27 protein-coding genes are annotated in these 26,334 nt (G+C 56.7%); 4 read left to right on the top strand and 23 right to left on the bottom strand.

Features of this window, described 5'->3' with window-relative positions:
- The first annotated feature begins 66 nt into the window (after window positions 1-66).
- Window positions 67-1,083 carry an allantoicase gene (gene alc, locus AUQ41_RS03450; protein ID WP_063086737.1) on the top strand — a complete coding sequence of 339 codons (1,017 nt, stop codon included), beginning with the start codon at window positions 67-69 and terminating at the stop codon, window positions 1,081-1,083.
- A 12-nt stretch (window positions 1,084-1,095) separates the two neighbouring features.
- Entirely contained in the window at window positions 1,096-1,602 is a 507-nt protein-coding gene (locus tag AUQ41_RS03445) for an ureidoglycolate lyase (protein WP_063086736.1), read from the top strand.
- A 70-nt stretch (window positions 1,603-1,672) separates the two neighbouring features.
- On the opposite strand, the gene AUQ41_RS03440 is transcribed toward AUQ41_RS03445, so the two are convergent.
- From AUQ41_RS03440 to pspA, 14 genes are all read right to left on the bottom strand, one after another.
- Window positions 1,673-2,476: a tetratricopeptide repeat protein gene (locus AUQ41_RS03440; protein ID WP_232308299.1), complete on the bottom strand. Its 804-nt coding sequence runs from the start codon at window positions 2,474-2,476 to the stop codon at window positions 1,673-1,675.
- Between the two features lie 161 nt (window positions 2,477-2,637).
- Window positions 2,638-3,420: a succinate dehydrogenase iron-sulfur subunit gene (locus AUQ41_RS03435; RefSeq protein WP_008888450.1), complete on the bottom strand. Its 783-nt coding sequence runs from the start codon at window positions 3,418-3,420 to the stop codon at window positions 2,638-2,640.
- A gap of 25 nt (window positions 3,421-3,445) precedes the next feature.
- Complete coding sequence (sdhA, locus tag AUQ41_RS03430) at window positions 3,446-5,242, bottom strand: succinate dehydrogenase flavoprotein subunit (RefSeq protein WP_063086733.1); 1,797 nt, start codon at window positions 5,240-5,242, stop codon at window positions 3,446-3,448.
- Between the two features lie 4 nt (window positions 5,243-5,246).
- Window positions 5,247-5,630 (bottom strand): succinate dehydrogenase, hydrophobic membrane anchor protein, encoded by a 384-nt coding sequence (sdhD, locus tag AUQ41_RS03425; protein ID WP_008888452.1) that lies wholly within the window; start codon window positions 5,628-5,630, stop codon window positions 5,247-5,249.
- A 26-nt stretch (window positions 5,631-5,656) separates the two neighbouring features.
- The gene (gene sdhC / locus AUQ41_RS03420; protein ID WP_008888453.1) at window positions 5,657-6,037 is read right to left on the bottom strand and encodes a succinate dehydrogenase, cytochrome b556 subunit; all 381 of its coding nucleotides are present in this window, start codon (window positions 6,035-6,037) and stop codon (window positions 5,657-5,659) included.
- Between the two features lie 403 nt (window positions 6,038-6,440).
- Window positions 6,441-7,490 carry a MaoC family dehydratase gene (locus AUQ41_RS03415; RefSeq protein ID WP_063086731.1) on the bottom strand — a complete coding sequence of 350 codons (1,050 nt, stop codon included), beginning with the start codon at window positions 7,488-7,490 and terminating at the stop codon, window positions 6,441-6,443.
- Between the two features lie 123 nt (window positions 7,491-7,613).
- The gene (locus tag AUQ41_RS03410) at window positions 7,614-8,492 is read right to left on the bottom strand and encodes a CoA ester lyase (RefSeq protein WP_063086729.1); all 879 of its coding nucleotides are present in this window, start codon (window positions 8,490-8,492) and stop codon (window positions 7,614-7,616) included.
- A 155-nt stretch (window positions 8,493-8,647) separates the two neighbouring features.
- Window positions 8,648-9,730: a serine hydrolase gene (locus tag AUQ41_RS03405; RefSeq protein WP_232308298.1), complete on the bottom strand. Its 1,083-nt coding sequence runs from the start codon at window positions 9,728-9,730 to the stop codon at window positions 8,648-8,650.
- Window positions 9,731-9,852: 122 nt separating this feature from the next.
- Entirely contained in the window at window positions 9,853-10,185 is a 333-nt protein-coding gene (locus tag AUQ41_RS03400; RefSeq protein ID WP_063086727.1) for a hypothetical protein, read from the bottom strand.
- Between the two features lie 39 nt (window positions 10,186-10,224).
- Entirely contained in the window at window positions 10,225-10,794 is a 570-nt protein-coding gene (locus tag AUQ41_RS03395; RefSeq protein WP_168173387.1) for an EndoU domain-containing protein, read from the bottom strand.
- A gap of 29 nt (window positions 10,795-10,823) precedes the next feature.
- Window positions 10,824-12,200 carry an ATP-binding protein gene (locus AUQ41_RS03390; protein ID WP_063086722.1) on the bottom strand — a complete coding sequence of 459 codons (1,377 nt, stop codon included), beginning with the start codon at window positions 12,198-12,200 and terminating at the stop codon, window positions 10,824-10,826.
- Between the two features lie 273 nt (window positions 12,201-12,473).
- Window positions 12,474-12,947: a hypothetical protein gene (locus AUQ41_RS03385; RefSeq protein WP_063086720.1), complete on the bottom strand. Its 474-nt coding sequence runs from the start codon at window positions 12,945-12,947 to the stop codon at window positions 12,474-12,476.
- Window positions 12,948-13,054: 107 nt separating this feature from the next.
- Window positions 13,055-13,312 (bottom strand): envelope stress response membrane protein PspB, encoded by a 258-nt coding sequence (gene pspB / locus AUQ41_RS03380; protein ID WP_232308297.1) that lies wholly within the window; start codon window positions 13,310-13,312, stop codon window positions 13,055-13,057.
- A 48-nt stretch (window positions 13,313-13,360) separates the two neighbouring features.
- Window positions 13,361-14,038, bottom strand: a complete 678-nt coding sequence (pspA, locus tag AUQ41_RS03375; RefSeq protein WP_008888471.1) for a phage shock protein PspA — start codon at window positions 14,036-14,038, stop codon at window positions 13,361-13,363.
- A 169-nt stretch (window positions 14,039-14,207) separates the two neighbouring features.
- Between pspA and pspF the strand changes: the two genes are divergently transcribed.
- Window positions 14,208-15,209: a phage shock protein operon transcriptional activator gene (gene pspF / locus AUQ41_RS03370; protein ID WP_063086718.1), complete on the top strand. Its 1,002-nt coding sequence runs from the start codon at window positions 14,208-14,210 to the stop codon at window positions 15,207-15,209.
- 124 nt (window positions 15,210-15,333) lie between these two features.
- Complete coding sequence (locus tag AUQ41_RS03365; protein ID WP_168173388.1) at window positions 15,334-16,101, top strand: outer membrane protein; 768 nt, start codon at window positions 15,334-15,336, stop codon at window positions 16,099-16,101.
- Between the two features lie 117 nt (window positions 16,102-16,218).
- Here AUQ41_RS03365 and AUQ41_RS03360 read toward each other — a convergent pair whose 3' ends face one another.
- The 9 genes from AUQ41_RS03360 to AUQ41_RS03320 form a co-directional block, all read right to left on the bottom strand.
- On the bottom strand, window positions 16,219-17,352 hold the full coding sequence (locus AUQ41_RS03360; RefSeq protein WP_063086852.1) for an acyl-CoA dehydrogenase: 1,134 nt from the start codon (window positions 17,350-17,352) through the stop codon (window positions 16,219-16,221).
- Window positions 17,353-17,430: 78 nt separating this feature from the next.
- Entirely contained in the window at window positions 17,431-18,051 is a 621-nt protein-coding gene (locus AUQ41_RS03355; RefSeq protein ID WP_008888479.1) for a carbonic anhydrase, read from the bottom strand.
- Window positions 18,052-18,193: 142 nt separating this feature from the next.
- Window positions 18,194-18,505 carry a hypothetical protein gene (locus AUQ41_RS03350; RefSeq protein ID WP_007088811.1) on the bottom strand — a complete coding sequence of 104 codons (312 nt, stop codon included), beginning with the start codon at window positions 18,503-18,505 and terminating at the stop codon, window positions 18,194-18,196.
- A gap of 4 nt (window positions 18,506-18,509) precedes the next feature.
- The gene (locus AUQ41_RS03345; RefSeq protein WP_063086714.1) at window positions 18,510-19,484 is read right to left on the bottom strand and encodes a sodium-dependent bicarbonate transport family permease; all 975 of its coding nucleotides are present in this window, start codon (window positions 19,482-19,484) and stop codon (window positions 18,510-18,512) included.
- A 163-nt stretch (window positions 19,485-19,647) separates the two neighbouring features.
- Window positions 19,648-20,835, bottom strand: coding sequence for an acetyl-CoA C-acyltransferase (locus tag AUQ41_RS03340; RefSeq protein WP_063086712.1), 1,188 nt, complete (start codon window positions 20,833-20,835; stop codon window positions 19,648-19,650).
- A 51-nt stretch (window positions 20,836-20,886) separates the two neighbouring features.
- Entirely contained in the window at window positions 20,887-22,059 is a 1,173-nt protein-coding gene (locus AUQ41_RS03335) for an isovaleryl-CoA dehydrogenase (protein WP_063086710.1), read from the bottom strand.
- 58 nt (window positions 22,060-22,117) lie between these two features.
- Window positions 22,118-22,582 carry a PaaI family thioesterase gene (locus tag AUQ41_RS03330; RefSeq protein ID WP_008888483.1) on the bottom strand — a complete coding sequence of 155 codons (465 nt, stop codon included), beginning with the start codon at window positions 22,580-22,582 and terminating at the stop codon, window positions 22,118-22,120.
- 428 nt (window positions 22,583-23,010) lie between these two features.
- On the bottom strand, window positions 23,011-23,844 hold the full coding sequence (locus AUQ41_RS03325) for an ABC transporter substrate-binding protein (protein ID WP_063086708.1): 834 nt from the start codon (window positions 23,842-23,844) through the stop codon (window positions 23,011-23,013).
- Window positions 23,845-24,134: 290 nt separating this feature from the next.
- On the bottom strand, window positions 24,135-25,940 hold the full coding sequence (locus AUQ41_RS03320; protein WP_063086706.1) for a DEAD/DEAH box helicase: 1,806 nt from the start codon (window positions 25,938-25,940) through the stop codon (window positions 24,135-24,137).
- Between the last annotated feature and the right edge of the window lie 394 nt (window positions 25,941-26,334).

Genomic DNA, 26,334 nt, shown 5'->3' with positions numbered 1-26,334 from the left:
AGCACCACGAGCAGCAAACACCTGTGACCGCCAGATAATAAACGACCATTTCAGGATAAAAAGACCATGAGCCATCAGGAAAACACCGACGCACCGGAATTTGCACGGCGCTTTGTCAATCTGGCCGACGAACGTCTGGGCGCAGAAGCAATCTTTGCGACCGATGATTTCTTCGCCGACAAGCAGCGCATGCTGCAAACCGCTGATGCGGTGTTTTATCCTGACCGCTATGACGATCACGGCAAATGGATGGATGGCTGGGAAAGCCGCCGCAAGCGTGTTGAAGGCCATGATTACTGTGTCGTCCGTCTGGCAACATCGGGCCGCATTTACGGTGTTGATATCGATACCAGCCACTTCACCGGCAACTTCCCGCCGGCCGCATCGCTTGAAGGCTGCTATTGCCCAAGTGGCGATCCGACCGACGACACCAAATGGCATGAAATCGTTGCCCCATTGGGCCTTGGTGCCAGCGCGCATCATTATGCCGATGTCACGTCCGAGTCGATCTATACCCATGTGCGCCTGCACATCTATCCCGATGGCGGTGTCGCACGCCTGCGCGTTTATGGTCGCCCGAACCGCGACTGGACGGAAATGGCCGCCAAGGGCGAACAGGTCGATCTCGCCGCGATGATCAATGGCGGTGTGGTTGTTGGCTGGTCGGATGCGCATTACGGTAATCCGAATGCCATTCTGGCCCCGGGTCGCGGGGTCAATATGGGCGATGGCTGGGAAACCCGTCGCCGTCGCGAACCGGGCAATGAATGGCTGATTGTTGAACTGGGCCACCCGGGCGAGATTGAAAAAATCATCGTCGACACCTGCCATTTCAAGGGCAACTATCCCGACCGCGTTTCCATTCAGGGTGCGTTTGTCGATGGCGAAAAGGACAAGTCGCTGCGCGCACGTTCGATGTTCTGGTCGACCATCCTGCCCGAAAGCAAAATGCAGGCAGACCATATCCACGAATTCGATGCATCCGCTCTTACCGTCAATGGTCCGGTCACCCATCTTCGGGTCAACTCGATCCCCGATGGCGGCATCAGCCGTTTGCGCATTCTTGGCAAACCGACCAAGTAACGGGGCAGGGTCATGCAGCTTCCCATCGAATATCTGACCCCGGATGCCTTCGCCCCATTTGGCGAGGTGATCTCGACCGCCACCGCACGCGATACCTACAAGATCAATCAGGGCACCACGACCCGCTTCCATGATATCTCGCGCGTCGATGTCGGGGATGAGGGCGGTGCCCCGATCATCAGCATCTTTCGCGGCACGCCCCGGCCAAAACCGATTGAAATCAAGATGATGGAACGCCATCCGCTGGGCTCACAAGCCTTCATCCCGCTTGCGGGGCAGAAGTTCCTGATTGTCGTCGCGTCAGGCACCGAAACGCCAAAACCCGAAGACCTGCGCGCGTTTCTTTCTGATGGCACACAAGGTGTTACCTACGCCAAAAACGTCTGGCACCACCCGTTACTCGTGCTTGAAGAAGACAGCGATTTTTTGATCGTGGACCGTGCAGGCCCGGGCAACAACCTCAATGAAGTCGACCTGCCGCTTGTCGATGGCGAGGTTATCACCCTTGATTGGGCGTAACGAAGCAAAGTGACGAAATAACAAAGGCCGGGAATTCCCGGCCTTTTTCTTTTCCTGTTGCTGATACTTGTCACTGCGCCGGGGCCGCCGCCCCACCGTTCAGGTCCAGAGCCAGCAAGCGCTTCTGAATGGTCTGGGACAATACCGGACCCGCACCCGCCTCCAATGCACGCTGATAGGCTGCCCGTGCCATTTCAGTCTTGCCCATCGCCAGCGCATTATCGGCGAAATGCGCGATATGCTCGGCCGTTGGCATCGCCTTGTTGGCACGGATAAAGACTTCTTCGGCTTCCTGATAGCGGCCTTGTCGATACAGGATCAATCCATAGGTATCGAGCGCACCGGCATCATCGGGGGCCACCTGCAAGGCTTGCTTTGACAGGCGCTCGGCCTCCTGCAGGTTTTCGCCGCGCACCGCATAATGATAGGCCAGCCAGTTGGCCGCCCCCATATTGCCCTGCCCTGCCGCCTGATAAGCCTCGGCCGTCATGGTATCGCGGTAAGATGTGATCACGCTTTCAATCGCACTTTGATCAAGCCCATCCACCCAGGTCAGCCCGACCCGCACCGCCTTGCATCCTTGCGCATCGGCCTGCTGGCACATGGCAACCGCTTCCTCGACCGCGCCAATCACCGTGGCATTCGGCCCGGCGGCATATTCCTTGCCCGCCGCATCGCGCGCCATGGCCTTGAAATCAATCATCGCCCGATAGCGATCATCAACCTTTTGCTCGGTGGGCGCAGCAAACATATCCTGCGCTTCCCACTTCGGGGCGGTTTCCCCACAGGCGGCAAGGCCAAGCATCATGCCGGCAACCATTACGAAACGCGTTGATCTGAAATGAAACGGGTGGCGGTCAATCAAGGTTGTCATTCCCATACTGGTGCAGAAAGCCAGACGCCATCATAGCGTATTTGGGTAATTGTGGGGTTAACATCATGCGACCAAAAGAAAAAGCCGCCGGGATCAAGGATCCTCGGCGGCTTTAACAAGCTGGCGTTAAACGCCAATATCAGAGTTACAAGCCTGCGGCTTTACGCGCGGCGTTCTGCGATCATCTTTTTGATTTCGGTGATCGCAAGCGCCGGGTTCAGGCCTTTCGGGCAGGTGTTGGTGCAGTTCATGATCGTGTGGCAACGATACAGGCGGAACGGATCTTCGAGTGCGTCGAGACGTTCACCGGTATATTCGTCACGCGAGTCTGCCAACCAGCGATATGCCTGCAGCAGAACAGCCGGGCCGAGGTAACGGTCGGAGTTCCACCAATAAGACGGGCACGCGGTCGAGCAGGAGAAGCACAGAATGCATTCCCAAAGACCATCAAGCTTGGCACGTTCTTCACGCGACTGCAGACGTTCGCCATCCGGCGGGGTCGGGCTGTCGGCCTTGAGCCACGGCTCGATCGATGCGAGCTGCGCATAAGGCTGGGACAGATCCGGCACCAGATCCTTGACGACTGGCATATGCGGCAGCGGATAGATCTTTACTTCGCCCTTGATGTCTTCGATCGGCTTGAGACACGCAAGCGTGTTACGGCCATCGATGTTCATCGCGCACGAACCGCAAATGCCTTCACGGCAGGAACGGCGGAAAGTAAGCGTCGCGTCGATCTCGTTCTTGATCTTGATCAGCGCGTCCAAAACCATCGGCCCACATTTGTCGAGGTCGATGTCATAGGTGTCGGTACGCGGGTTGTCGCCACTGTCCGGGTCAAAACGGTAAATCTTGAACGCACGGACATTCTTCGCGTCAGCCGGCGCAGAGAACGTTTTGCCCTCTTTGACGACCGAATTGGCGGGAAGATTGAATTCTACCATCTCTCAAATCCTCTCTTGCCGCGCCTTAATAGACGCGCTCTTTCGGCTCGATATACGACACTTCATCGGTGAGCGTGAAGTTGTTGACCGGACGATAGGTCAGATCAACGCCATAGCCCTTCTCGGTGTCGACCGTCGCAATCGTGTGCTTCATCCAGGTTTCGTCATCACGCTTCGGGAAATCTTCGTGGGCATGTGCACCACGCGATTCATGACGCGCTTCTGCCGAATTCATGGTTGCAGCGGCACAGGTCATCAGGTTCTCAAGCTCGAGAGTCTCGACCAGGTCCGAGTTCCAGATGAGGGAGCGATCCGAAACACCGACGTCGGGAAGCGTCTTGGCGGTTTCAGAAAGCTTGTCCTTGCCTTCTTTAAGGATTTCCGAGGTCCGGAACACGCCGCAGTTACCCTGCATGACGCGCTGCATTTCCAGACGGATATCAGCCGTCGGACGCGAACCTTTTGCCCAGCGCAGACGGTCAAAGCGTGCAATCGCCTCGTCGCCATCGGTGGTTTTAAGCTCCTTGAAGGATGCCTTGGAATCGACCACTTCGGCGGCATGCATACCGCACGCACGACCAAACACAACAAGGTCAAGCAGCGAGTTCGTACCCAGACGGTTCGCACCGTGGACCGAAACGCAGGCTGCTTCACCAGCCGCCATCAGGCCCGGAACAATCGCGTTCGGGTCTTTGGCGGTCGGGCGCAGAACCTCGCCCTTATAGTTGGTTGGAATACCGCCCATGTTGTAATGGACCGTCGGCAGGACCGGGATCGGTTCCTTGGTCGCATCAACACCGGCAAAGATTTTCGCGGTTTCGGTAATACCCGGCAGACGTTCCCACAGCACTTCCGAACCAAGATGTTCAAGGTGCAGGTGGATGTATTCGCCGTGTTCGCCAACACCACGACCATCACGGATTTCCTGTGCCATACCGCGCGAAACAACGTCACGCGATGCAAGGTCCTTAACGGTCGGGGCATAACGTTCCATGAAACGCTCGCCTTCGGAGTTGGTCAGATAACCACCTTCACCACGGGCACCCTCGGTAATCAGGCAGCCTGAACCGTAAATGCCGGTCGGGTGGAACTGAACGAATTCCATGTCCTGCAGGCCAAGACCCGCACGGGCCACCATGCCATGACCGTCACCGGTGCAGGTATGGGCCGAGGTGCAGCTAAAGAACGCACGGCCATAACCGCCAGATGCCAGAATGACCATCTTGGCGTTAAAGCGATGCAGCTCACCGGTATCGAGATCCCAGGCCACCAGACCTTTGCACGAACCGTCTTCGTCCATGATCAGATCAAGGGCGATATATTCGACAAAGAATTCCGCTTTGTGCTTCAGGCACTGCTGATACAGGGTGTGCAGCATGGCGTGACCGGTACGGTCAGCTGCGGCACAGGCACGTTCAACCGGCGCCTTGCCGTGGTCACGGGTGTGGCCACCGAACGGGCGCTGATAGATTTTGCCATCTTCGGTCCGCGAGAACGGCATGCCGTAATGTTCAAGTTCATGAACCGCCGGAACGGCGTTACGGCACATATATTCGATCGCGTCCTGGTCACCGAGCCAGTCCGAACCCTTGACGGTGTCATACATATGCCACTGCCAGTGATCCTCGGACATGTTGCCAAGCGATGCACCGATACCGCCCTGGGCAGCAACGGTGTGCGAACGGGTCGGGAAGACCTTGGTGATACATGCGGTTTTCAGGCCGGCTTCAACCGTACCCAGTGTCGCGCGCAAACCCGCGCCACCCGCACCCATAACAACGACGTCGTAGTTATGGTCGATAATTTTATAAGATTCACTCATTGGCTCAGGCTCCGGCAAAAACGATACGCAGGACTGATACGATGGCCGCCACAGACAAGAACGCTGCGACCGCCTTGATCAGCATCAGCGAGATCACTTCTGCTTTACGGTTATGCACATAATCTTCGATCACAACCTGCAGGCCGTGCGTGAAGTGCACGGCAACGCTGACGATCATCAGGATCATCATGGTTGAATGGAAATACGAGCTCAACCAAGCGTGAACGGCATCGTAATTCGCCGTGTGCCCGGCAAGTATAGAAACAATGAACCAGATGCCGAGCGGAAGGTTTGCAGCAGCCGTAACGCGCTGGGTCCACCAGTGCGAAGAGCCACTTTTGGCAGAACCGAGACCGCGGACACGGCCCAGATCGGATTGCATCTTCATGACAAGTTGTCCCCTCTTGCCCGGCCTTAGGCCAGACCGATGATCCAGGTGAGAATGGTCAGCACGACTGCCGCGCCAAGGACGATCGGGTTGCCTTTGGCAGCACCCTCATTCGTCAGGCCGCGACCGGTATCCCAGACAAGGTGACGGATCCCGTTGCAGGCGTGGTAATAAAACGCCGCCGTCCAACCGAACAGCAGCAGCAGACCAAACCACGAGGTGAAAAATCCGTGATAGCCGTTAAAGGCTTCACGACCAGCGCCGGCACCAATCAGCCAGGACGCCAAAAATACGAAACCAATGGCAAGGCCGACACCCATCACGCGGAAGGAGATGGACATCTTTGCCGTCATCGGAAGCCGGTACACCTGCAAGTGCGGAGACAGCGGCCGATTGGCTTTGCTCATAGCGGAATTGCCTCTTCTCAAAGTAGCTGGCGGGAAAGCAGGGTTTATTTACCCATGCAGCGGGTTTGAGTCAATCTGAACCCCTTTGTAAACCAAAGAAATCAGTGACAAAACGCCTCAACTGCCTCCGTTAAACTACGTAGGTTGACCTCTCAGACACCGTAAACACCCTGCGGGAAGGGCGCTGCGAAGGACACGGGTCATTCACTTACGGCGTAACGTGCTTTTAGCAATCGCACAATTAGACCTTCTTACGCAAGGAAACTGCCAGCGGATCGGGTCTTATTTATTGCAAACACATATGAATGCGCCCTCACCCGATCAAGACCGGGCCCAGGCGCGCGGCGAAATTACCCTGGCGCAGCCAAACGAAAAGTTAAGCCACCCCAGGATTTATGACGAGTCAGCGCGCGATCAGCACCGTGTAGTCGAAATCAAGCAACACATCAGACTGGTATTTGCCATCCGCGTCTTTCAGCGGGAAGTCACTGGCCTGACGATCGCGGACCGCGACAAGGCGCAGGCGAAGCGCCCCCAGATCACGACGACCGGGCACCTCAAACTTGCCCAAGACTTCCGACCAGGCAAAAATCGTATCCCCGGCAAAGGCCGGATTGGCATGCGCCCCGGCATTGATTGCGGCGATCCGGAACGCGTTGCCAAGCCCGTTGAATGACAGGGCACGGCACAGCGAAATGATATGCCCGCCATAAATCAAGCGCTTGCCAAACCGTCCGCCATTGGCCGCGACCTGATCGAAATGAACCTTGGCGGTGTTTTGATAAAGCCGGGTCGCGATCTGATGTTCGGCCTCTTCCAGGGTCATGCCATCGACATGATCGATCTTCTCGCCGACATAATAGTCATCCCAGCGATGCGGTGATCCGGAAAGCTCGGTCGAGTAGCCCGATACATCAAGCCCGACCGGGATCTGAAATGCCTCGGGCGCGACCACGCCGGGCAATTCCGGCAGAACCGTTTCCGGGGCCGGGGCACTTTCATCACGTTTGCGCACCATGACCCAACGATTGTAATCAAGCACCATCTCGCCGCGCTGATTGCGCCCGACGGAATTGACATACACCACACCGGTCTTGCCGTTGGAGTTTTCCTTGATCCCGGTCACGGTCGAAACCGAACTGACCGTATCGCCGGGATAGACCGGAACACCAAACACGCCCCCGGCATAGCCCAGATTGGCCACGGCATTCAGCGATACATCGGGCACCGTCTTGCCAAACACCATGTGAAACGCCAACAGGTCATCGACGGGTGCGGCCTTGTAACCGATGCTTTGGGCAAACTCGTCCGACGACTGCACAGCAAAGCGCGGACCATAAAGCCCGGTATACAGCGCAACATCCCCGCTTGTGATTGTGCGCGGGGTGGCATGGCGGATTTCCTGTCCGATCTGGAAATCCTCAAAATAATTGCCCGGGTTGGTCTTTGACATTCGATTGCCTCCCTGAAAGGCCGGATTTTCTGTAAAACACCGGTGCGCGCCAGTTTGGCTGTCTTGCTTGCAGCCATTTTCGTTACTCGGCGCGACCCGTCTTGTCTGATGGCGTTGCTGCCCTCAGGCAGCGTCCATTTCCGCAATCAAATCTGCCATCGCAACCAGTTTCTTGGCCGACACCACATGCAGATTTTCAATCAGTTTGCCATCGACCACGACAACACCCTTGCCCGCCGCACTGGCTTCTTCGTGCGCAGCTATGATTTTACGCGCCCATTCGATCTCGGCCTCTGCCGGGGCAAAGGCTTCGTTGGCCGCTGCAATGGTTTTGGGATGAATAAGCGTCTTGCCATCAAAGCCAAACTCGCGCCCCTGTTTGCAGGATGCGGCAAAGCCGGCATCGTCGGACAGATCAAGATGCACACCATCAAGGATCGCAAGCCCATAGGCGCGTGCCGCCAACAGACACAGACCAAGGCTTGTCACCATCGGCAGACGGTCCGGGGTATGCGCACAGTTCAGATCCTTGGCAAGATCGGACGTCCCCATGACAAACCCGCCCAAACGCGGGTGCGCCCCGGCAATTTCCTTGGCATTAAGCATCGCAAGCGGCGTTTCCATCATGCACCAGATGGTCATGCCTGCATGCGCGCCTTCGGCCTCCATGATATTGGCGACCTGTCGCACCGTATCGGCACTTTCGACCTTGGGCAGCAGAATGGCATCCGCCGATGTTTTGGACGCCGCAACGATATCGGCATAGCCCCACGGCGTGTTCAGGCCATTGGTTCTGATCTGGATTTCGCGTTTGCCATAGCCGCCCTCGGAAAGCGCGCTCACAATCTGACCCCGCGCGCTATCCTTGGCATCGGGTGCCACCGCATCCTCAAGATCCAGAATAAGCCCGTCGGCCGGAAGGCTTTTGCCCTTTTCAAGGGCACGCACATTGGAACCCGGCATATACAAAACAGAGCGGCGCGGACGTGGGGCTGCAGCCATCAGGAATCTCCCGTTTGATAATATTCGTACAATATTTGATATTTATTTTTACGAAAATTACCCAAACTCGCTTTTCACTGCAAGCCACTTTTTTGCGCCGCGGCATAGTGAGCCCGCCGCAAGCAGGCAATTGTTAGCATTGTGGGCGGGTAGCCCTATTCCGGCTTGCCGAACAAACCGGTCATCAGCATGCTGGTCACGGATGGCACTTCATTGAGCGCCCGGCCATTGGCCAGAAACACCACCACCGTGTCCTGTTCCGGGAACCAGGAAAACTCGGCGGAATAGCCGAAATAGATGCCGTCATGGCCCCAGACCGGGCCCCAGTCGCTTGAGCCGATCATAAGCCCATAGCCATAAGACCCGTCACCGGCAAAAACGGTGTCCGTTGTTGCCCGTTCAATGGCATTCGGGCCCAACAGCACACCATCAACAAAAAGCGCACGGGCAAATTTGACCAAATCTTCCGTCGTTGAAATCACCCCGCCATCGGCCAGTTGATCGCCGACATCGTAATCCGTGACGTCTTCAAGCTGCCCGTCGCCATTGGCATCATCAAAGCCCCGGGCAAGCGATGCGGGCCTTGGAAATCGACCAAAGGATGTGTTGATCATCTCCACCGGTTCGAAAATCCGCCGGTTAAACACTGCCTCGATATGGTCACCCTCGACCGCCTCGATCATCACGCCAAGGAGGATGAAATTGCTGTTGGACGGCGCATAGTTTGTTCCCGGCGCAAAATAGGCTTCCCGATCGGCAATCAACGGCAACAGCTCGACATTGCGCCAGCCATGCTGCGGGTCACGCCCGACCAGCTCGAAAAAGAACTCCCCATCCAGATAATCAGGAATGCCCGAACTGTTGCGCAGCAAATCACGAATGGTCGCACGATCGGCATTGGCAATGCGATCACGGAAGGCCTCGGGCAGGTATTTGCCAATCGGATCGGCCAGATCAATCCGCTTTTCCGATGCCAGTTGCAAGGTCACAACCGCCGTCATCATCTTGGTCAGCGATCCGATATAAAACTGCCGATCCCGCGTCATGCCGGTTTCGGGCCGGACACTGGCATAACCGGTCGCGGCATAGCGCACATTGCCTTCGCCATAGCCAATCGCCACCACCGCGCCGGGAAGTCCAGCATGCTCAACATATTGATGCAGGAATTTTTCCAGCGGATCAGATGGCGCGTCCTTGGTGCTTGCGCTTTGCGCCAATGCGGGATGGCTCGCGGACATGACAAATGCCACCGCCAATATCGCCATCGCACATGCGGGAATACGCCAGAATGCCGGGTTCAAATCGCTTTACTCATCCTGTCCAACCACGCCCAGCTTCGGGCAAATTGCTTTCCGCCCGGTTAATCCGGACTTTCCGAGAGCTTTGATATCCAGGCCCTCAGCGCCGCCTCAAGGTCATTGGTACGGACCGTTACCGGGCTTTCACCCGCTTCGTCATAAACCGGCGCGATCTCGGTTGTGTCCGGCCCGACCTTCAAGATGTAGGCATTCATCGCCATTTCCCAAGAGGCTTCAAGACCTTGGCGCACCTTGCCAACCCGCAAAAGCACCTCACCCGCCCATTGGTCCGCACGCCCGATATCCATCACAAGACAAGCTGCAATCCGGTCATGCCCCGGATCATCGTCAACCTTGCCCGGCCAATCGGGCAGCGGGAAATCACCGGTTGTCATTATAAAAGTCTTTCATCACCTGCCGTTTGCCACCCTTGCTCAATATAGCGGAAAGGCCGTGTTAATATTGCCCGCATTTGCCCCGTGACTGAGGGTGGCAAAGGCGATGTAAAAACGCACGTCTTCCGACGGGCCAACGCAATATCCGGCACCCGCCACCGATCCGCCTTCGGGTCGGTTGAACCCGCAGGATGCCCAATGCGGCGCACCGGTCGGGCAAGCCACCTGATGGTCATAGGCATAAATAATGGATTTCTCGACCTCCGCCTGACTGCATGTGTCGGGGTAAATGGTTGAAAACTTCGATGGGTTGGGTCCATCGGGGTTCACCAGTGTGATGGTCGCGCCATAAACGCCACTGGCATTGGGTTCTTGCGTGATCTTTACATCCGCAACGCTTGCCGGATTAATACCGTCCGGGCGGGAATGAAATCCCTTGGCCCGATTGCCATCGACCTCGCCGCAAAAGACATGCTCGATATTGATCGGCGGTGTGGTGTTACTCCAATGCGGATCGGCCGGGCAGGCAACCTGTGCCTGCGCAAACGCAATCCCCGGCAACACCATCCCGGCAAAAAAGCAGAGGCAAAACCGTAAAAACCCAGTCATCAAAGACCTCCCTCCCCGCGCGCCACACATCAAAGCTGCGAAAATTCAAGTCCGATACGAAGGGCCAGCACGCTGGCCGGCTCAAAACGCATCGGCACCCCGCCAAGCTTCCCGCCATGCCATTGCGCCTTGGTCAGGACAAACGCGCCCAGCGGCAAGGCATGACTGCCCCGGAAATTGACCAGGGCGCGGATTTCCTTGGGTTTGCGGATCGGCTCATCGCGCCACAGGCAATGATATGCAAAAAGCGGCGTGCCGGATCGGCGATCAAGGAAGACAAACGGCACCTCATATTGCCCCCAACGGGCGTAATACAGGCTTTCCATCCCGACACTTGATGTCAGGAACTGGGTCTGGATCGCGGTTTCTGCCAACCGTGTGATCGTCGCACTGTCAGATGCCCGAACGCCAATCAAACCGGTGCGCAAGCCCGGATGAATAAGGTGCACCTTGAACGCCACCGCGCGCTGAAACGGTTTGGCGTCCTGATCGACCCGTTCAAGACGGCGCACCAGCCAGGCACTTTCAAGATATTCAAGATACCGCCGAAGCGTGTTCTTGGCGATATCAAGCTCGCGCGCCAACCCCTCAATCGAAAATTCCGAACCGGTGTTATAGGCCAAAAGCGCAAACAACCGATGCAAATCCGACGGGCTTGAAATGCCATGCAGGCCCGGCAAATCCGAATGAAGCGACCGGTGAATGGCCCCGGCCTCGCCATTGGCGGCATGAAAACCGCCTTCGTTGATGTAATCCTCAAACAGATCGTTGAGTGCCACCAACCCGTCTGGCACATCGGCGGTATAGCGCCCGACATTTGGCGTTTCGGGCAAAACATCACTCGGCGCGATGCCCTTTTGCTCAAGATATTCGGCAAAGCTGAAGGGGGGCAAAAACAGGCTCTGGATATATTCCGCATTATCCCCAGCCGGCGCCAATGCACTGACCGCCACCACGCGTAACATCGGATCGGCCGCCAGCAACTTGATCAGGCTGGCCTCCCAGTCGCGCTGATAGGACACCTCGTCGATAAACAGCCAAAGCGGATGATCGGCCGAAATACCGCGCATGGAGCGCAGCAGCTTCGGCAAACGCGGCAGGTCGACCTCAAGAAACAGCGGATGTTCAAGCGAGATATAGCAAACATGGCGACGCGGCGTGTCGGCATTCAAAAGTTCTGCCACGGCCTGACGCATCATCACGGTCTTGCCGACCCCGCGCGGGCCGGTCAGAACAACCGCCTTCTGGCCGTCATTCTTTTCAATTGCCGCCCAGAACCGCTTGAAAAACGCCCGTTGCGGCAGGCCTTGCACCTGATCATCGGTAACGCCATCCCACCACGGGTTATCAAGCATCAAACGATGCAGAAAATCCTGTTCGCCAGGATGCTCGATCATGGTCGTCATATGGTGCTCCCCAAAAGCTGCCTGCCCTATAGCGCACTATATGGGCAATTTTTCCGACATTGCCGGAAAAACCTTTAAATTAGGTATAGTGATAAACGCTATTTGGGGGTTTTGCCGCAAGAACCTGCAAACAAAAGAAAAACCGGACCTCCTGAGAAGTCCGGTTTGATGTTTGACGACGGTTCTTCGGGTCAAGACCCGTGCTAACGCGAGGGGGGATTTGGGGTAGCTGATAAAACCGCCGTCAATCTCGTCAAAATGCTCTGCTCGTGCTTAGGCCTTTGGCCCATCCGTTTTGGTATCGTCCGGCTTGGTGTCTTTATCGGCCTTGCTGGCGTCGTCATCCTCTTTCATCTTTTTGAATTCGGATGCCATCCGGTAATCGCCAGATGCGACAAAGCCTTCCATCGAACCGGTGCGCCGTTCCAGATCGTCAAACTGCTCGCGCAGGTCTTCCATCCAGCTTTCTTCATAATCAACACCAACCGTCGGGCGCTCGTTTGCGGCATCGGCCGTGCTGTTGTTCTGGCGGGCGGCACGTCCGGCCGATGTGCTTTGACCGGCACCGCGCACTTTGCCGCGCAGAGCATCAAACCACTGCGGATGATGGACATAGGCCCACGCCAGACCAAACAGCATCAATCCGACCGGGAAGCTGAAGATCAGAACCAGAATGAAGGCAATCAGCACCCCTTTGCGCGGAATGCCAAAGGCTTCTGAAATGCCGCGCGTGGTACGGCCGATCACACCATGACGCCTGGAACCGTCCGGGTTGTGCCGTGAACCACATCCACAGCGCGAGCGTCTTTTGTGACTGCGCCCAAAACCGTCTCCGGCAGTAGCTTGCTGAGCAGTCATATCCTGTTCCTCCATTCGGCAACCTCGGCATCTAACAGGCGTTCAAGTGTTTCGACACGCGTTTCGAGTCGCTTTGCCCGCTGTTTCAGACCCGCCACCGCTTCCTTTTCGCGGGCTGTCTGTTCCGGGCTTTGCGGGCGTTGCTCGGCCTTCATGCGTTTCCAAACCGTGATGTAATGAAACACCACCCAAACCGGGCCAACAACGGTGATCAAAACGATAAGAGGTACGGCAATCGCCCACATATTCGACATCTCGTTCTTTCAAGCAGGTTCAAACGTCAAAACACGAAAACCCGTTACTTATTTGTCTTTTTTCGCGTCGCTTTTCACGCGTGCTTTCAGTTCCTTAAGATCATCCTCGATCCCGAGCTCGGCCTCAAGGTCTTCGAACTGTTCCTCAAGGCTCTGTCCGCGACCAAGGTCCCAAGAGTCCGCACTCGCTTCAAGCTCGTCAATCCGGCGTTCCATCTGCTCATAACGCAGAAGCGCTTCGTCGATCTGACCGGAATGCAGCTTTTCTTTCATTTTGACACGCTTTTCAGCCGTCTGCATGCGGATTTCAACCGTACGCTGTTTCGCCTTGGCTTCGTTCAGCTTGTTCTGAAGCTTGTTGAGGTCCTCGTCATACTTGCCAAGGGTTTCCTCGATCACTTCCAGTTCGCGCTCAAGCACAAGGCTCTGATCGGCCAGACGACGGCGCGCCATCAGTGCGCCCTTGGCCAGATCATCACGGCCCTTGGAAACAGCAAACTCTGCCTTGGTGTCCCATTCGACCTGACCGTCATGAAGTTTCTTGAGCTTGCGCTCTACTTCCTTCTTGTCGGCAATCGCCTTGACGGCGGCGGAACGCACCTCAACCAGGGTGTCTTCCATTTCCTGGATCATCAACCGCACCATTTTCTCCGGATCTTCGGCACGATCCAGAAGCGAGTTGATGTTGGCATTTACGATATCGGACAAACGCGAAAACACGCCCATTGTCTGATCTCCTTAATTAATCGGGGACGCACAAAATTCTGCACTCTGTATTTCAAATGCCGTGCCAGTTTTGAAATTCCCTAAAATCAATGACTTAATTAATCATCAGACTTTTTATTTAACTTTTATCGCGACAATAATTACGTTTTTCGATAACGTTTTTCGCGAAATGGATAGCTTGCAACCGATATTGGGCGAAGACCCCGTTTTTCTGGCCGCCCTTGAACATGTTTCACGCTTGGCGCCGATTGAACGCCCGTGTCTGGTGATTGGCGAACGCGGCTCGGGAAAGGAACTGATTGCCGCCCGCCTGCACTATCTGTCGCGCCGCTGGGGTGGACCGCTGGTCAAGGTCAACTGCGCCGCCCTGTCTGAAACCCTGCTCGACACCGAACTGTTCGGGCACGAGGCCGGGGCGTTTACCGGGGCGACCAAACGCCATATCGGGCGGTTCGAACGTGCGCATGGTGGCACCATCATCCTGGATGAAATCGCCACCGCAAGCCCCGTGGTGCAGGAAAAGCTTTTGCGTGTTGTTGAGTATGGCGAGATCGAGCGTGTCGGTGGCTCCGAAGTCATCGAAGTTGATACCCGCGTCATTGGTGTGACAAATGAAAACCTGCGCGAACTGGCCAAAACCAACAGGTTCCGCGCCGATCTGCTGGACCGCCTCGCCTTTGATGTCATCGCAGTCCCGCCGCTCCGCCAAAGGTCTGATGATATACTCTTGCTGGCCGAACAGTTCGCGCTTGAGATGACCAAACGCCTGGGCCGCAGCGTTTTTCCCGGTTTCTCGCGCAATGCCGCCGAACAGCTTCTCCGCCATCCCTGGCCCGGCAACATCCGCGAACTGCGCAATGCGGTTGAACGCAGCATTTACCTGTCCGAGGACGACGAAACCCCGCTGGCCCACATCACCATCGATCCGTTTGAGGACATCTGGTCTGAGACCGACCGTGACACACCGACACCTGCGGCAGAGGTCTATACGCCCGAACCAGACGCAAATATCGACTTCAAAACACAGGTCGCCAATTTCGAAATCAAGCTGCTTGAACAGGCCCTGCGCCAAAACGCCAACAACCAGACCGAGGCTGCCAAGGCGCTTGATCTGAACTATCATCAGTTCCGCAGATTGTTGGAAAAGCACGGGCTTTTAGCCCGCCGCTAGGTTTGCAACCTTTGATATCCTGACGATTTATGACGAGCGCCAATTTTCTTAGTGCTATGATCAACCCGAACGTTTACATTCAGCAAAACTGATCAATTCACTTAAGTCATTAGGATACATGTCAATGTTATCGCATTTGCTGACACTGAAACCCTACAGATTAAGACGCCGGCCCGCTGTGGTCGCCGCCCTGCTGGCACTTGGTCTTGTCGGAGTAAGCAACTCAGCAACCGCGGAGGAATGGCTACTCACCCCATACCTGCGTGCTGACCTTGGCTATTCCATGACCATTGATGATCAAGACGACTTTTTCGACAGTGCTGAGCGCGACACAGTCGAATTGACAAGTTATAAAGGCCAGCGTTACCAGATCGGTGCCGGACTGAATCTTACGGACTATCTACGGACCGACATCACGGTATCGTATGGTGCCCGACTATCCGCAGCAGATGACTATCGTGATGCGGACGGCACTCCAAACAAGCCCAGTAATAAGCTAAATAGCGGCGCTTTCGAGACGTCCAACTGGACGACGATGATGAATGTTTATGTCGATCCGTTGAGCATTGCCGGTGTTGATGCAGGTGCCTTTTCCCCCTACTTGCAAGGCGGCATTGGTTGGGCGCGGAACAAAACAGAAAAGCTTTTTTTCCCTGACAGCACTTTCATTCGTGGCGATACGCATAACGACCTTGCCTGGCAGATTGGCGCAGGCGTCGGATACGCGATATCCGATCAGTGGACGCTGGATCTGTCCTACCGCTACCTCGACATGGGAGAAGTGCGCGGCGGTGACGAGTTTGTCAATGGCGCGACCGCGACCAAACTTGAAGCAACCCGGTTCGACCTGCGGGCGCATGAAATCATGATCGGCCTGCAATACCAGTTCTGAGACCCCATACGGCAACATCCTGAAATCATCTAATCTACGCAAACACCCCGGACCACGATATTCTCGCGGTTCGGGGTGTTTTGTTTTGGCATGCCCGCAAGCGGACACGCAGCCTCGTCAATCCGCCAACGCCCGGGCAATCACCATCCGCTGGATATCAGACGTACCTTCATAGATCTGGCAAACCCGCACATCGCGATAGATGCGCTCGACAGGGAAGTCCTTGAGGTAGCCGTATCCGCCATGGATCTGAATGGCGCTCGAGCAGACTTCCTCGGCGATTTCAGACGCAAACATTTTCGCCATGCAGGCCTCGGTCAGGCATGGCTTGTGATCATCGCGCAAGGCAGCGGCGCGATGGACAAGCAACCGGGCGGCATCGATCTTGGTGGCCATATCGGCCAGACGAAACGCCACTGCCTGATGTTCAATGATTTTCTTGCCGAAGGTTTCGCGTTCGTTGGCGTAATCCTTCGCCGCCTCGAACGCCGCACGTGCCATACCGACCGACTGGGCGGCAATGCCGATACGCCCGCCTTCAAGGTTGGCAAGCGCAATCTTGTAGCCTTGGCCTTCCTCGCCCAGCATGTTCTCGGCTGGCACCCGGCATTCAACAAAGGTGATCTGGCAGGTATCCGAGGCATTCTGTCCAAGCTTTTCCTCAACCCGTGAAACAACATATCCCGGCGTATCGGTCGGCACGATAAAGGCGGAAATGCCGCGCTTGCCGGCATCCGGGTCGGTGACGGCAAAGACGATGGCGACATCACCCTCGGACCCCGATGTGATGAATTGCTTGGCGCCATTCAGAACCCAATGATCGCCATCGCGCACCGCCCGGGTGCGCAGCGCACTGGCATCTGATCCCGCCTGCGGTTCGGTCAGGCAGAACGCCCCGATCTTTTCGCCGCGCGCCATCGGGATAAGGAATTCCTGCTTTTGTACCTCTGTCCCGAATTTCAGGATCGGCATGCAGCCAACAGAGTTATGCACCGACATGATAGTCGAGGTCGCGCCGTCACCAGCAGCAATTTCTTCAAGTGCCAGCGCATAGGCGACATGATCCATGCCCGCCCCGCCATACTCGTCAGGCACCAGCATGCCCAAAAAGCCGAGCTCGCCCAGGCCGGCAATCGCCTCAGCCGGGAAGGTATGGTGGATGTCCCATTTTGCGGCATTGGGTTTGAGTTCGTTTTCGGCGAACTCGCGCGCGGTATCGCGCACCATGATCTGATGTTCTTCCAACCGCATGACGGCCACCCTCCCACTTTACGTTCAGCGGGCGATGTCCGGTCCTGCGATCAGAAGATCGTTTTCATCAGACCGGGCTTACTCTTCGCCCTGAACAAATTTGTCCTGCGCGGCATCAAAGCGCCACAGGATCCCTTCTTTCATGCCGTACCACCAGCCATGCAGCTTGAGGTCACCGGCCTCGACCCGTTCCTTGATGAACGGGAACGACATCAGGTTTTGCAGCGAGTTACGGATCGAATGACGCGATACCTTGTCGACATCCGGGCCATGTTCGAGACAACATTTCGAAATGCTGACCCACTCGCCGATAAAGTCGCGGTCCGGCACCTTGCCCGCTTCGCCGTGCTCGACCAGAGCCTCCATGCCACCGCACGCCGAATGGCCCAGAATGACGATGTCCCTGACCTTCAGATCACGCACCGCAAATTCGATCGCCGACGACGTCCCGTGGTAATTCTCATCGGGCTCATAGGGCGGGACAAGGTTTGCCACGTTACGGATGACAAACATTTCGCCCGGTTCGGCATTGGTCAGGATGGCGGGATCAACGCGGGAATCAGAACAGGCAATCAGAAGAACTTCCGGTCGCTGGCCCATATTGACCAGGTCCTCGACGCGTTCCGGGCGCTGATCATAATACATCGCCTTAAAGCTCTTGAACCCGGCAAGCATCCGATCAACGGTTGGCTTTGACATCTCGCGAAGTCCCCTATTCTGTCATAACGCTGTCGACAAAATAGGACCAAATTGCCCAAGTTGATAGCCCCCATTCCAACCTTTTGAACCGTTCTAAACGTGCGATCTCCTTTGTTTCGCAGACAACCAAACCCTGACGTTCCTAGAAACGATCCGCGCGCAGCACCTGACAGTCACTGATTGTGACAACGCCGATATGACGATCCACCACCTCGAACGCGGCCTCAAGCATCCGGTCAAGCTTCTCAGGACGGATGATGCAGATCACCTGAACCATGCCGCCGCCCCGCGACACGGTATCATCGCGGCTCCAGCTGCCTGACCGACCCGATCCGCCAAGTACTGGCAGCACGGAAAAGCCGGTAACCCCCGCCCCCTCAAGCGCCTGACGCAGGCGGCTTTCCATAATGGCTTCGATAATGATCGCCACGCGTTTGGCATCATGCTTTTCCATGGGATTAACCTCCGTGAACGGCGCTGGCCATCGCAAGATAAAGCGGAATGCCAAGCGTCAGGTTGAAGGGGAACGTCACGCCAAGCGACAGCGTAAGATAGACCGACGGATTGGCCTCTGGCAGGGCGACACGCATGGCCGCAGGCACCGCGATATAACTTGCCGAGGCGGCCAGAACCATCAACAACACTGCCCCACCAAGCGACAGGCCGATAATCAGCGCAAACGCCAGTCCAAGGCACGAACCAATCACCGGCATCAACATCCCGAAAACAAGCGGTCCCGGACGCAGCACCGCACGCCCCTGCTTAAGGCCACGCCCGGCAACCAGCCCCATATCCAGCAGGAACAGGCACAGGACCCCCTGGAAGGGCGAAACAATCAGGGCTTCGATCTTGGCCATGCCTTCGGCACCGGTGATCCAGCCGATAGAGAAACTGCCGACCAGCAGGACGATGGAACCATTGAGCAGGATTTCACGGATCAACGCGCCATCCATCCGGCCCTTGCCACCCGATGACACCAGCAGCAGGGCCGAGAAGATGGCAGGTGCCTCCATCGCGGCAGCCACCGCAACCATGTAACCCTCTGCAACGATGCCCGAACTTTGCAGGACCGAGGTTGCCGCGACAAAGGTCACGATCGAGATCGAGCCATAATGCCCTGCGACCGCAGCGGCATCTGTTCTGCTAAGTTGCGAGATCCAGCGCAAAAGCGCAAAGGCAATGAAGGGCAAGACAAAGGACAGGATCACGCCCGCCATCAGGGTCATGCCAAGTGTCAGGTCTATCCCGTTATTTGAGACCGCCACCCCTCCCTTGAAGCCAATGGCAAACAGAAGATAAAGCGAAATGCCTTTGGCGACGGCTTCCGGGATCGTCAGATCCGATCGCGCAAGGGCAGCCCCCACCCCCAGAACAAAGAAAAGAACGATGGGCGACAGAAGATTTTGCGCCGCCAGGCTCAACACATCTTGCATGGCTGTCCCTTGACTATGATACCCCGGTGTTGGTGTCGCGCAAGCAGCCGCGCCCCTGCGCCAAAACCGCAATTCCGATAGCAGGATCACGGTTTTCTGTCATCAGAAAGCCGAACGGTCTGATCACAGGGGCGTAACTTCGTTCACATAATTTACCAAAAACTTAAAGCAGCTCGATGGCAACCGCCGTGGCCTCACCGCCACCAATGCAAAGCGACGCCACACCCTTGGTCCCGCCATGAGTTTTAAGCGCATGGATCAGGGTTACGAGTAACCGCGCACCGGTCGCACCAATCGGATGGCCGAGCGCACAGGCCCCACCATGGACATTGACCTTGCCATGATCAAGTTCCAGATCACGGATGGCGGCCATTGCCACCACGGCAAAGGCTTCGTTGATTTCCCAAAGATCGACATCGTCCTTCGACCAGCCGGTTTTGCCCAGCACCTTTTTGATGGCATCAATCGGGGCCGTGGTGAACCAGCAGGGTTCTTGCGCGTGGGTCGACTGACCAACGATCTTGGCAAGCGGCTTAAGCCCGCGCTTTTCGGCTTCCGACGCGCGCATCATCACAAGGGCCGCGGCGCCGTCGGAAATCGATGCCGAATGGGCGGCTGTGACCGTACCATCCTTGGCAAAGGCCGGACGCAGGGTGGGGATTTTTTCAGGTTTGGCCTTGGGCGGCTGTTCGTCGGCGTCAATCGTGACTTCGCCCTTGCGGGTATTAAAGGTCACCGGGGTAATTTCATCGGCAAAATGGCCGGACGTGGCGGCGTTTTGCGCCCGCGTCAGGGAGGTGATGGCATAGTCATCCTGCTCTTTGCGGGTGAAGCCGTATTTTTCGGCTGTTGCCTCGGCAAAGGTGCCCATCGAACGGCCCTTGTCATAGGCATCTTCAAGCCCATCGAGCGCCATGTGGTCATAGACCATGTCATGACCGTATTTGTGGCCCGACCGCATTTTCGGAAGCAGGAACGGCGCATTGGTCATGCTTTCCATGCCGCCGACCACCATGACATTGGCGCCACCGGCGACCAGCGTATCATGGGCAAACATCACGGCCTTCATGCCCGATCCGCACATCTTATTGATCGTGGTCGCCCCCGCCGCACGCGGGATGCCAGCATGCCAGGCGGCCTGACGGGCTGGTGCCTGCCCCTGACCGGCGGGCAGAACATTGCCCATGATGACTTCATCAATATCATCGGCGGCAATACCACCACGTTCAAGCGCTGCCTTGATGGCAACACCGCCCAGCTCGGCGGCAGTCACGCTGGCAAAATCCCCCTGCAATCCGCCCATCGCGGTGCGGACACAGGAAACAAAGACGATAGGATCAGAAGTGCTCATGGTATGGGTCCGTTTGTTCGTGGGACGAATTTTCGGGTTTCAGCTCAGAACTCAGGCGGTTTCGCCAAACAGTTCGCGGCCAATCAGCATGCGGCGGATTTCACTGGTGCCGGCACCAATTTCATACAGCTTGGCATCGCGCAGCAAACGGCCGGTCGGATATTCATTGATATAGCCATTGCCGCCCAGCGTCTGAATGGCTTCAAGCGCCATCCAGGTTGCCTTTTCGGCAGCATAGAGAATCACACCTGCCGCATCCTTGCGCGATGTTTCCCCGCGATCGCACGCCTTGGCGACTTCATAGACATAGGCACGACACGCATTCATGGTGGTGTACATATCGGCGATCTTGCCCTGCATCAGCTGGAACTCGCCAATCGCCTTACCGAACTGTTTGCGTTCATGAATATAGGGCACGACGACATCCATGCAGGCGCGCATGATGCCCGTCGGGCCTGCGGCCAGAACCGCACGCTCGTAATCAAGGCCGCTCATCAAAACCCGCACACCGCCATTAAGCTGGCCCAGAATGTTTTCCTCGGGCACTTCGCAATCCTGGAATACAAGTTCGCAGGTGTTCGACCCGCGCATCCCCAGTTTGTCGAGTTTTTGCGCCGTCGAGAAACCCTTGAACGTCTTTTCAATGATAAAGGCGGTAATGCCCTTGGGCCCGGCATCGGGATCGGTTTTGGCATAGACCACCAGCGTATGGGCATCCGGGCCGTTGGTGATCCACATCTTGTTGCCATTGAGGATGTAACGATCCCCCTTTTTCTCGGCCTTGAGCTTCATCGACACAACGTCTGAGCCTGCGCCCGGCTCGCTCATCGCCAGCGCCCCGATATGTTCGCCGCTGATCAGTTTGGGCAGGTATTTAGCCTTTTGTTCGGGCGTGGCGTTGCGTTTGATCTGGTTGACGCACAGGTTGGAATGCGCGCCGTATGAAAGAGCAACCGAGGCCGAAGCACGGCTGATTTCTTCCATGGCGATCACGTGCTCAAGATACCCAAGGCCGGTGCCACCGTCTTCTTCGGACACGGTCATGCCCAGCAGGCCAAGATCGCCGAATTTACGCCAAAGGTCGTTTGGAAACTGGTTGCTGGCATCAATCTCGGCCGCACGCGGGGCGATTTCGGCCTCGGCAAAAGACGAGACGGTTTCGCGGATTGCCTCCGCGGTTTCGCCAAGATCGAATTTCAGTCCGGGGAAGTCGAAAAATGCCATGTTACTGTTCCTGCCCTGCGCAATTTGGTTATTTGATAAAAGTGAATAATCAGCCCGATTATGCGGCGCTGGTGAGTAATTCCGGCGGAAGCTTCATCACCTTGAGCGTCTGAAGCGAGGTCGCACAGAGGACCGTTTCGGTATTCCTCATACCAAAGACATCGATGCGGGTGACGATGATCGATCGACCGCGTGAAACCACCTCGCCGACGGCGCGCAACTGATCGCCCATACCGGGCGCGACGATGTTGAGTTTGTATTCAATCGTCAGCATGCCCTGATCAGCTTCAACCAAACTCCAGCCGGCGAAACCACCGGCGATATCGGCAAGCCCGGCGATCAGACCGCCATGGAAATAGCCGTTATGCTGCAACAAATCAGGCCGCGTTGGCACAATCACCTCGACTCGGCCCGGCTTGACATCAGAAACCTCGGCCCCGATCGACAGATTGTAGGGCTGCTGGGCGAAACGCCGGCGCACTTCGGCGACGTAATCGGGATTTTGCGGTTCAAACGAGGCCATGTCGCGATCCTGTGGTGAAACCGGCGCGATGAGGATCAAGCACACCGGGATATGACGCGACTCTGTTGTAGTTGACGTTAACGTTAACGTCAAATTAAATCCGCATAGCTATACCGGTTTTTTTGATGCGGCGGGCAGCCTCGAGACCAAATCGCTGTAGAGCTGCGAATATTCAACGGTTTCGGATTGCAGTTCGCGCGCTGGCCGCGGAAAATCCCCTTGATTTCAGAGGCATAAATAAAATGTGAGGAATCCTCATATTTTTGGTGCCGCAATTATCGGGAGAGTTCGTCCACGGGTGCGACAGAGGCATCCCGCGTGTGGCGCGGCGACAAGCCGCGGTTTGTCTGACCCTAGCTGGTTTGGCCGCAGTTAGTCTGGCCCCAGTTGGTTTGGCCGCAGTTGGTCTGGCCTCGGTTGGTCTGGGCTCAGTTGGTCTGGTCGCCCCATTCCTGGATGCTGGCTTCGAGCATTTCGGTCATCACATTGCGGGAGACGAGATCGAAGACGGCACGCGACAGTCGGCCGCGTAGTTCGCCGGTGTTGCATTCCGATTTGTGCGACATGGTCAGATAGAGGTTTTCGGTGCTGACCGGGGTGTCGTAGCTGCGGATATTGGTGATGTTTTCGTGGGCGGCGACGGCCTTGCCGGGGAATTCTTCGTAAATCAGGTATTCCGCCCGACCAAGCGAGAGCATCTGCAAACCCTGTTCGAGGCTTGGTACTTCGCTGATGGTCAGATTGTGACGGGCATAGGTGTCAAACGCCTGCCCGAAACTGTTATTGATCACGGTCAGCCCATCGATCCCGACAAGATCGGACCACTGGCTGTAGCGCAGATCAAGATTGTCATGCGTCCAGATCACGGTGCGCGTGCCCTGAAAGGCCGGATAGAAGTAATCCATATATTCGAGACGCGGCAGGGTCAGGAAGGCACCGGCGATCAGATCGATCGTTCCGTCGCGCATATGTTGCTGCACCCGGCCCCAGTTGCCCGAATAGACGACATCGACTTCAATACCGGCCAGTTCACCGGCCCGTTTGATAAAGTCGGCAGCAGCACCTTGCAGGGTCTGGCCATCCTTGGCCACCCAGAGATAGGGCGGGTAATCCGGATTGCCCGACGCAACCAGACGCGAACAATCGCGCTGCCCGTCGGCATCGGAAACAGATCCGCTTTTGCCCGACTGTGCACGCACAGATTCCGAGCCAACAACGGTCGCCAAAAGCACGGCCAGAAATGCAATTCTGATGCTCATCATTACCACTCTTCCTCTGCCTGCATTTCCGAGCCCGGAGGCACACAGGACAGATACCTTACGCTTAGGTTTAGTAAATTTAGACCAATTCCCCACTTCAGAATAGGTCTAAACAGATTAATGCTCCAAACCCGTGCGCGAAACACAGGCCAAAATAGCGAGGGACCAGCTGTTTCCAGCCGGTCCCCCTTTAACAATATTCCTGTGAAGTGCTGCGCACCGGCATGACGTAAACGTCTATGCCGTTCCCCGGCGCAGCCCCCATACAGTACCCGCAATACAGCGGGGCAGAATTATGCCGAACGGCGTTTCATGCCCTGGTTGCCGCCGCGACCTTCGCTGCGACCACCTTCGGCACGACGCGGACGGTCGTTGAAGTCACGACGTGCACCGTCGCGCGCACCGGCACCATCACGGCCACCATCGCGACCGCGGAAGTTGCCGCCGCGATCACCACGCGGCTTGTCGGCAAAGCGACGTTCGTCACGGTTGCCACCTTCGCCCCGACCTTCACCACGGGGACGGAAGTTGCCACCGCGGCCGCCACTGCGCTCTTCACGATCACCGCGCGGTGCACGGTCATCGTTGTCAAAGCGCGGTTTGCGGTCATTGCGGAAATCACCGCCATCACGACGCGGACGATCATTGAAGTCACGACGTGCGCCGTCACGGCCACCATCGCGTGCCTCATCACGACCACCGAAACCGCGGGCTGCGCGATCACCTTCGGCACGGGCACCATCACGGGCACCGTCACGCGGGCCGCCGAAACCACGACCGCGACCACCGTCACGATTGTCACCACGGGCACCATCGCGACCGCCATCACGACCACCGCCGAAGCCACCACGGCCCCGACCGCCATCACGGCCGCCGAAACCACCGCGACCGCCGCCGCCGAAGCCACGACCACCGCGACCACCACGACCGCCAGCACCAGCACCGAACGAACGGGGCGGCGGGGCAGCATGGAATTCGTGATCTTCGTCGATATTAACGTCCTGTTTGATCAGGCGTTCGATGTTGCGAAGCAGGCGAATGTCGCGCGGCTCGCAGAATGAAATCGCAATACCTTCGGCACTGCCACGACCGGTACGACCGATACGGTGGACATAGCTTTCGGCATCTTGCGGCAGATCATAGTTCACAACGTGGGTAATACCCGGAACGTCGATACCACGTGCAGCAACATCGGTCGCAATCAGGACCGGGAAACTGCCATTGCGGAAGTTACGCAGGATTTTCTGACGGATACGCTGCTGTTTGTCGCCATGGATGGCATCGCTGTCGATGCCTTCATCGCGCAGCTGGAACGACAGTTCGTCGGCATCTGCCTTGGTTTTGGTAAATACCAGAACGCGTTCGGATTCGTCACGTTTAAGCAGCTGAACCAGCAGCTTGGTCTTGTCGTGACGTTTCACGAACATGCCAACCTGGGTCACGCGCTCGGTCACGCTGGACTGCGGTGCGGTTTCAACCTTGACCGGGTCTTTAAGCAGACGGTCGGTCAGGTGTTTGACTTCCGGCGGCATGGTTGCCGAGAACATCACGGTCTGATGCGCATTCGGAAGCAGTTCAGCAACAGTCAGAACGTCTTCGGAGAAGCCCATGTCAAGCATACGGTCGGCTTCATCAAGGATGAAGACTTCGACATCGTCGAAACGAACCGTGTTGCGCGACATGTGGTCAAGCAGACGACCCGGGGTCGCAACCAGGATATCAACGCCACGGCGCAGTTCCTGAATCTGCGGGCCCATCGGGGAGCCACCAAAGACAACAGAGGAAAACAGGCGGATGCCTTTTTTGAAATCACGCAGGCACTGGCCGATCTGGGTCGCCAGTTCGCGGGTCGGTGCCAGAATAACCGCGCGCGGCTGACCCGGTTTCGGGCGCTGCGGGTTTTCGGCAAGACGCTGCAGCAACGGCAGGCAGAATGCAGCGGTTTTACCGCCACCCGTATGGGAAATACCCATCAGGTCCTTGCCTTCGAGAAGTGCAGGAATCGTCGCGGCCTGAATTTCGGTCGGCGCGGAGAAACCGGCAGCTTCAACATTGCGCAGCAGGGGCTCGATCAGGTTGAGCCCATTAAAATTCGTCATAAAGGAAAGTCCTTCGTTTATCCGGTCGGCGCCATGTTAACGCCTGTGGGTGCCTGCCCAAACGAAGTCATGACCGGTGCGCGGCAAAGAGCAGCCACTGCGTCGGACCCTGCATGAGAGGCAAATGATGTGAGGCATCGACGTCATCACGCCGAACCCGCCCTCGCCTTTTCATACAGTTCCTGACAGCTCATTCTGTCTTTGCAAGCGAAGGAATGAGCCGGGTGATACAGGGCATTTGACCATAAGTCAATCAATCCCCGCGCCGATCAGCCATGCAAAAACGCATTCCCCCGGTTATTGGGGTTTGTGACCGTCATAACCATGTAACAAATATCGCACGCAATATTAATCATTTGGTTCTCAAATCATGTGCATATAGTGCGATCACTAC

Source organism: Thalassospira sp. MCCC 1A02898, assembly GCF_001618185.1.
GTDB lineage: Bacteria > Pseudomonadota > Alphaproteobacteria > Rhodospirillales > Thalassospiraceae > Thalassospira > Thalassospira tepidiphila.
The sequence above is the reverse complement of the archived record's forward strand: the minus strand, read 5'-3'. Positions and strand labels throughout refer to the sequence as shown.

Bases quoted from the DNA above. Each gene is read 5' to 3' on its own strand.
- pspA (WP_008888471.1), bottom strand. From the start codon at position 14,038: ATGGGCGTGTTTTCGCGTTTGTCCGATATCGTAAATGCCAACATCAAC.
- AUQ41_RS03390 (WP_063086722.1), bottom strand. From the start codon at position 12,200: ATGACGACCATGATCGAGCATCCTGGCGAACAGGATTTTCTGCATCGT.
- AUQ41_RS03320 (WP_063086706.1), bottom strand. From the start codon at position 25,940: ATGACGAATTTTAATGGGCTCAACCTGATCGAGCCCCTGCTGCGCAAT.
- alc (WP_063086737.1), top strand. From the start codon at position 67: ATGAGCCATCAGGAAAACACCGACGCACCGGAATTTGCACGGCGCTTT.
- AUQ41_RS03435 (WP_008888450.1), bottom strand. From the start codon at position 3,420: ATGGTAGAATTCAATCTTCCCGCCAATTCGGTCGTCAAAGAGGGCAAA.
- pspB (WP_232308297.1), bottom strand. From the start codon at position 13,312: ATGTCGAATATGTGGGCGATTGCCGTACCTCTTATCGTTTTGATCACC.
- AUQ41_RS03360 (WP_063086852.1), bottom strand. From the start codon at position 17,352: ATGCGGTTGGAAGAACATCAGATCATGGTGCGCGATACCGCGCGCGAG.
- AUQ41_RS03325 (WP_063086708.1), bottom strand. From the start codon at position 23,844: ATGATGAGCATCAGAATTGCATTTCTGGCCGTGCTTTTGGCGACCGTT.
- sdhA (WP_063086733.1), bottom strand. From the start codon at position 5,242: ATGAGTGAATCTTATAAAATTATCGACCATAACTACGACGTCGTTGTT.
- AUQ41_RS03415 (WP_063086731.1), bottom strand. From the start codon at position 7,490: ATGTCAAAGACCAACCCGGGCAATTATTTTGAGGATTTCCAGATCGGA.
- AUQ41_RS03335 (WP_063086710.1), bottom strand. From the start codon at position 22,059: ATGGCATTTTTCGACTTCCCCGGACTGAAATTCGATCTTGGCGAAACC.
- pspF (WP_063086718.1), top strand. From the start codon at position 14,208: ATGGATAGCTTGCAACCGATATTGGGCGAAGACCCCGTTTTTCTGGCC.
- AUQ41_RS03330 (WP_008888483.1), bottom strand. From the start codon at position 22,582: ATGGCCTCGTTTGAACCGCAAAATCCCGATTACGTCGCCGAAGTGCGC.
- AUQ41_RS03440 (WP_232308299.1), bottom strand. From the start codon at position 2,476: ATGACAACCTTGATTGACCGCCACCCGTTTCATTTCAGATCAACGCGT.
- sdhC (WP_008888453.1), bottom strand. From the start codon at position 6,037: ATGAGCAAAGCCAATCGGCCGCTGTCTCCGCACTTGCAGGTGTACCGG.
- AUQ41_RS03365 (WP_168173388.1), top strand. From the start codon at position 15,334: ATGTTATCGCATTTGCTGACACTGAAACCCTACAGATTAAGACGCCGG.
- AUQ41_RS03400 (WP_063086727.1), bottom strand. From the start codon at position 10,185: ATGACAACCGGTGATTTCCCGCTGCCCGATTGGCCGGGCAAGGTTGAC.
- AUQ41_RS03355 (WP_008888479.1), bottom strand. From the start codon at position 18,051: ATGTCAAAGCCAACCGTTGATCGGATGCTTGCCGGGTTCAAGAGCTTT.
- AUQ41_RS03340 (WP_063086712.1), bottom strand. From the start codon at position 20,835: ATGAGCACTTCTGATCCTATCGTCTTTGTTTCCTGTGTCCGCACCGCG.
- sdhD (WP_008888452.1), bottom strand. From the start codon at position 5,630: ATGAAGATGCAATCCGATCTGGGCCGTGTCCGCGGTCTCGGTTCTGCC.
- AUQ41_RS03345 (WP_063086714.1), bottom strand. From the start codon at position 19,484: ATGCAAGATGTGTTGAGCCTGGCGGCGCAAAATCTTCTGTCGCCCATC.
- AUQ41_RS03405 (WP_232308298.1), bottom strand. From the start codon at position 9,730: ATGTCCGCGAGCCATCCCGCATTGGCGCAAAGCGCAAGCACCAAGGAC.
- AUQ41_RS03395 (WP_168173387.1), bottom strand. From the start codon at position 10,794: ATGACTGGGTTTTTACGGTTTTGCCTCTGCTTTTTTGCCGGGATGGTG.
- AUQ41_RS03410 (WP_063086729.1), bottom strand. From the start codon at position 8,492: ATGGCTGCAGCCCCACGTCCGCGCCGCTCTGTTTTGTATATGCCGGGT.
- AUQ41_RS03350 (WP_007088811.1), bottom strand. From the start codon at position 18,505: ATGGAAAAGCATGATGCCAAACGCGTGGCGATCATTATCGAAGCCATT.
- AUQ41_RS03445 (WP_063086736.1), top strand. From the start codon at position 1,096: ATGCAGCTTCCCATCGAATATCTGACCCCGGATGCCTTCGCCCCATTT.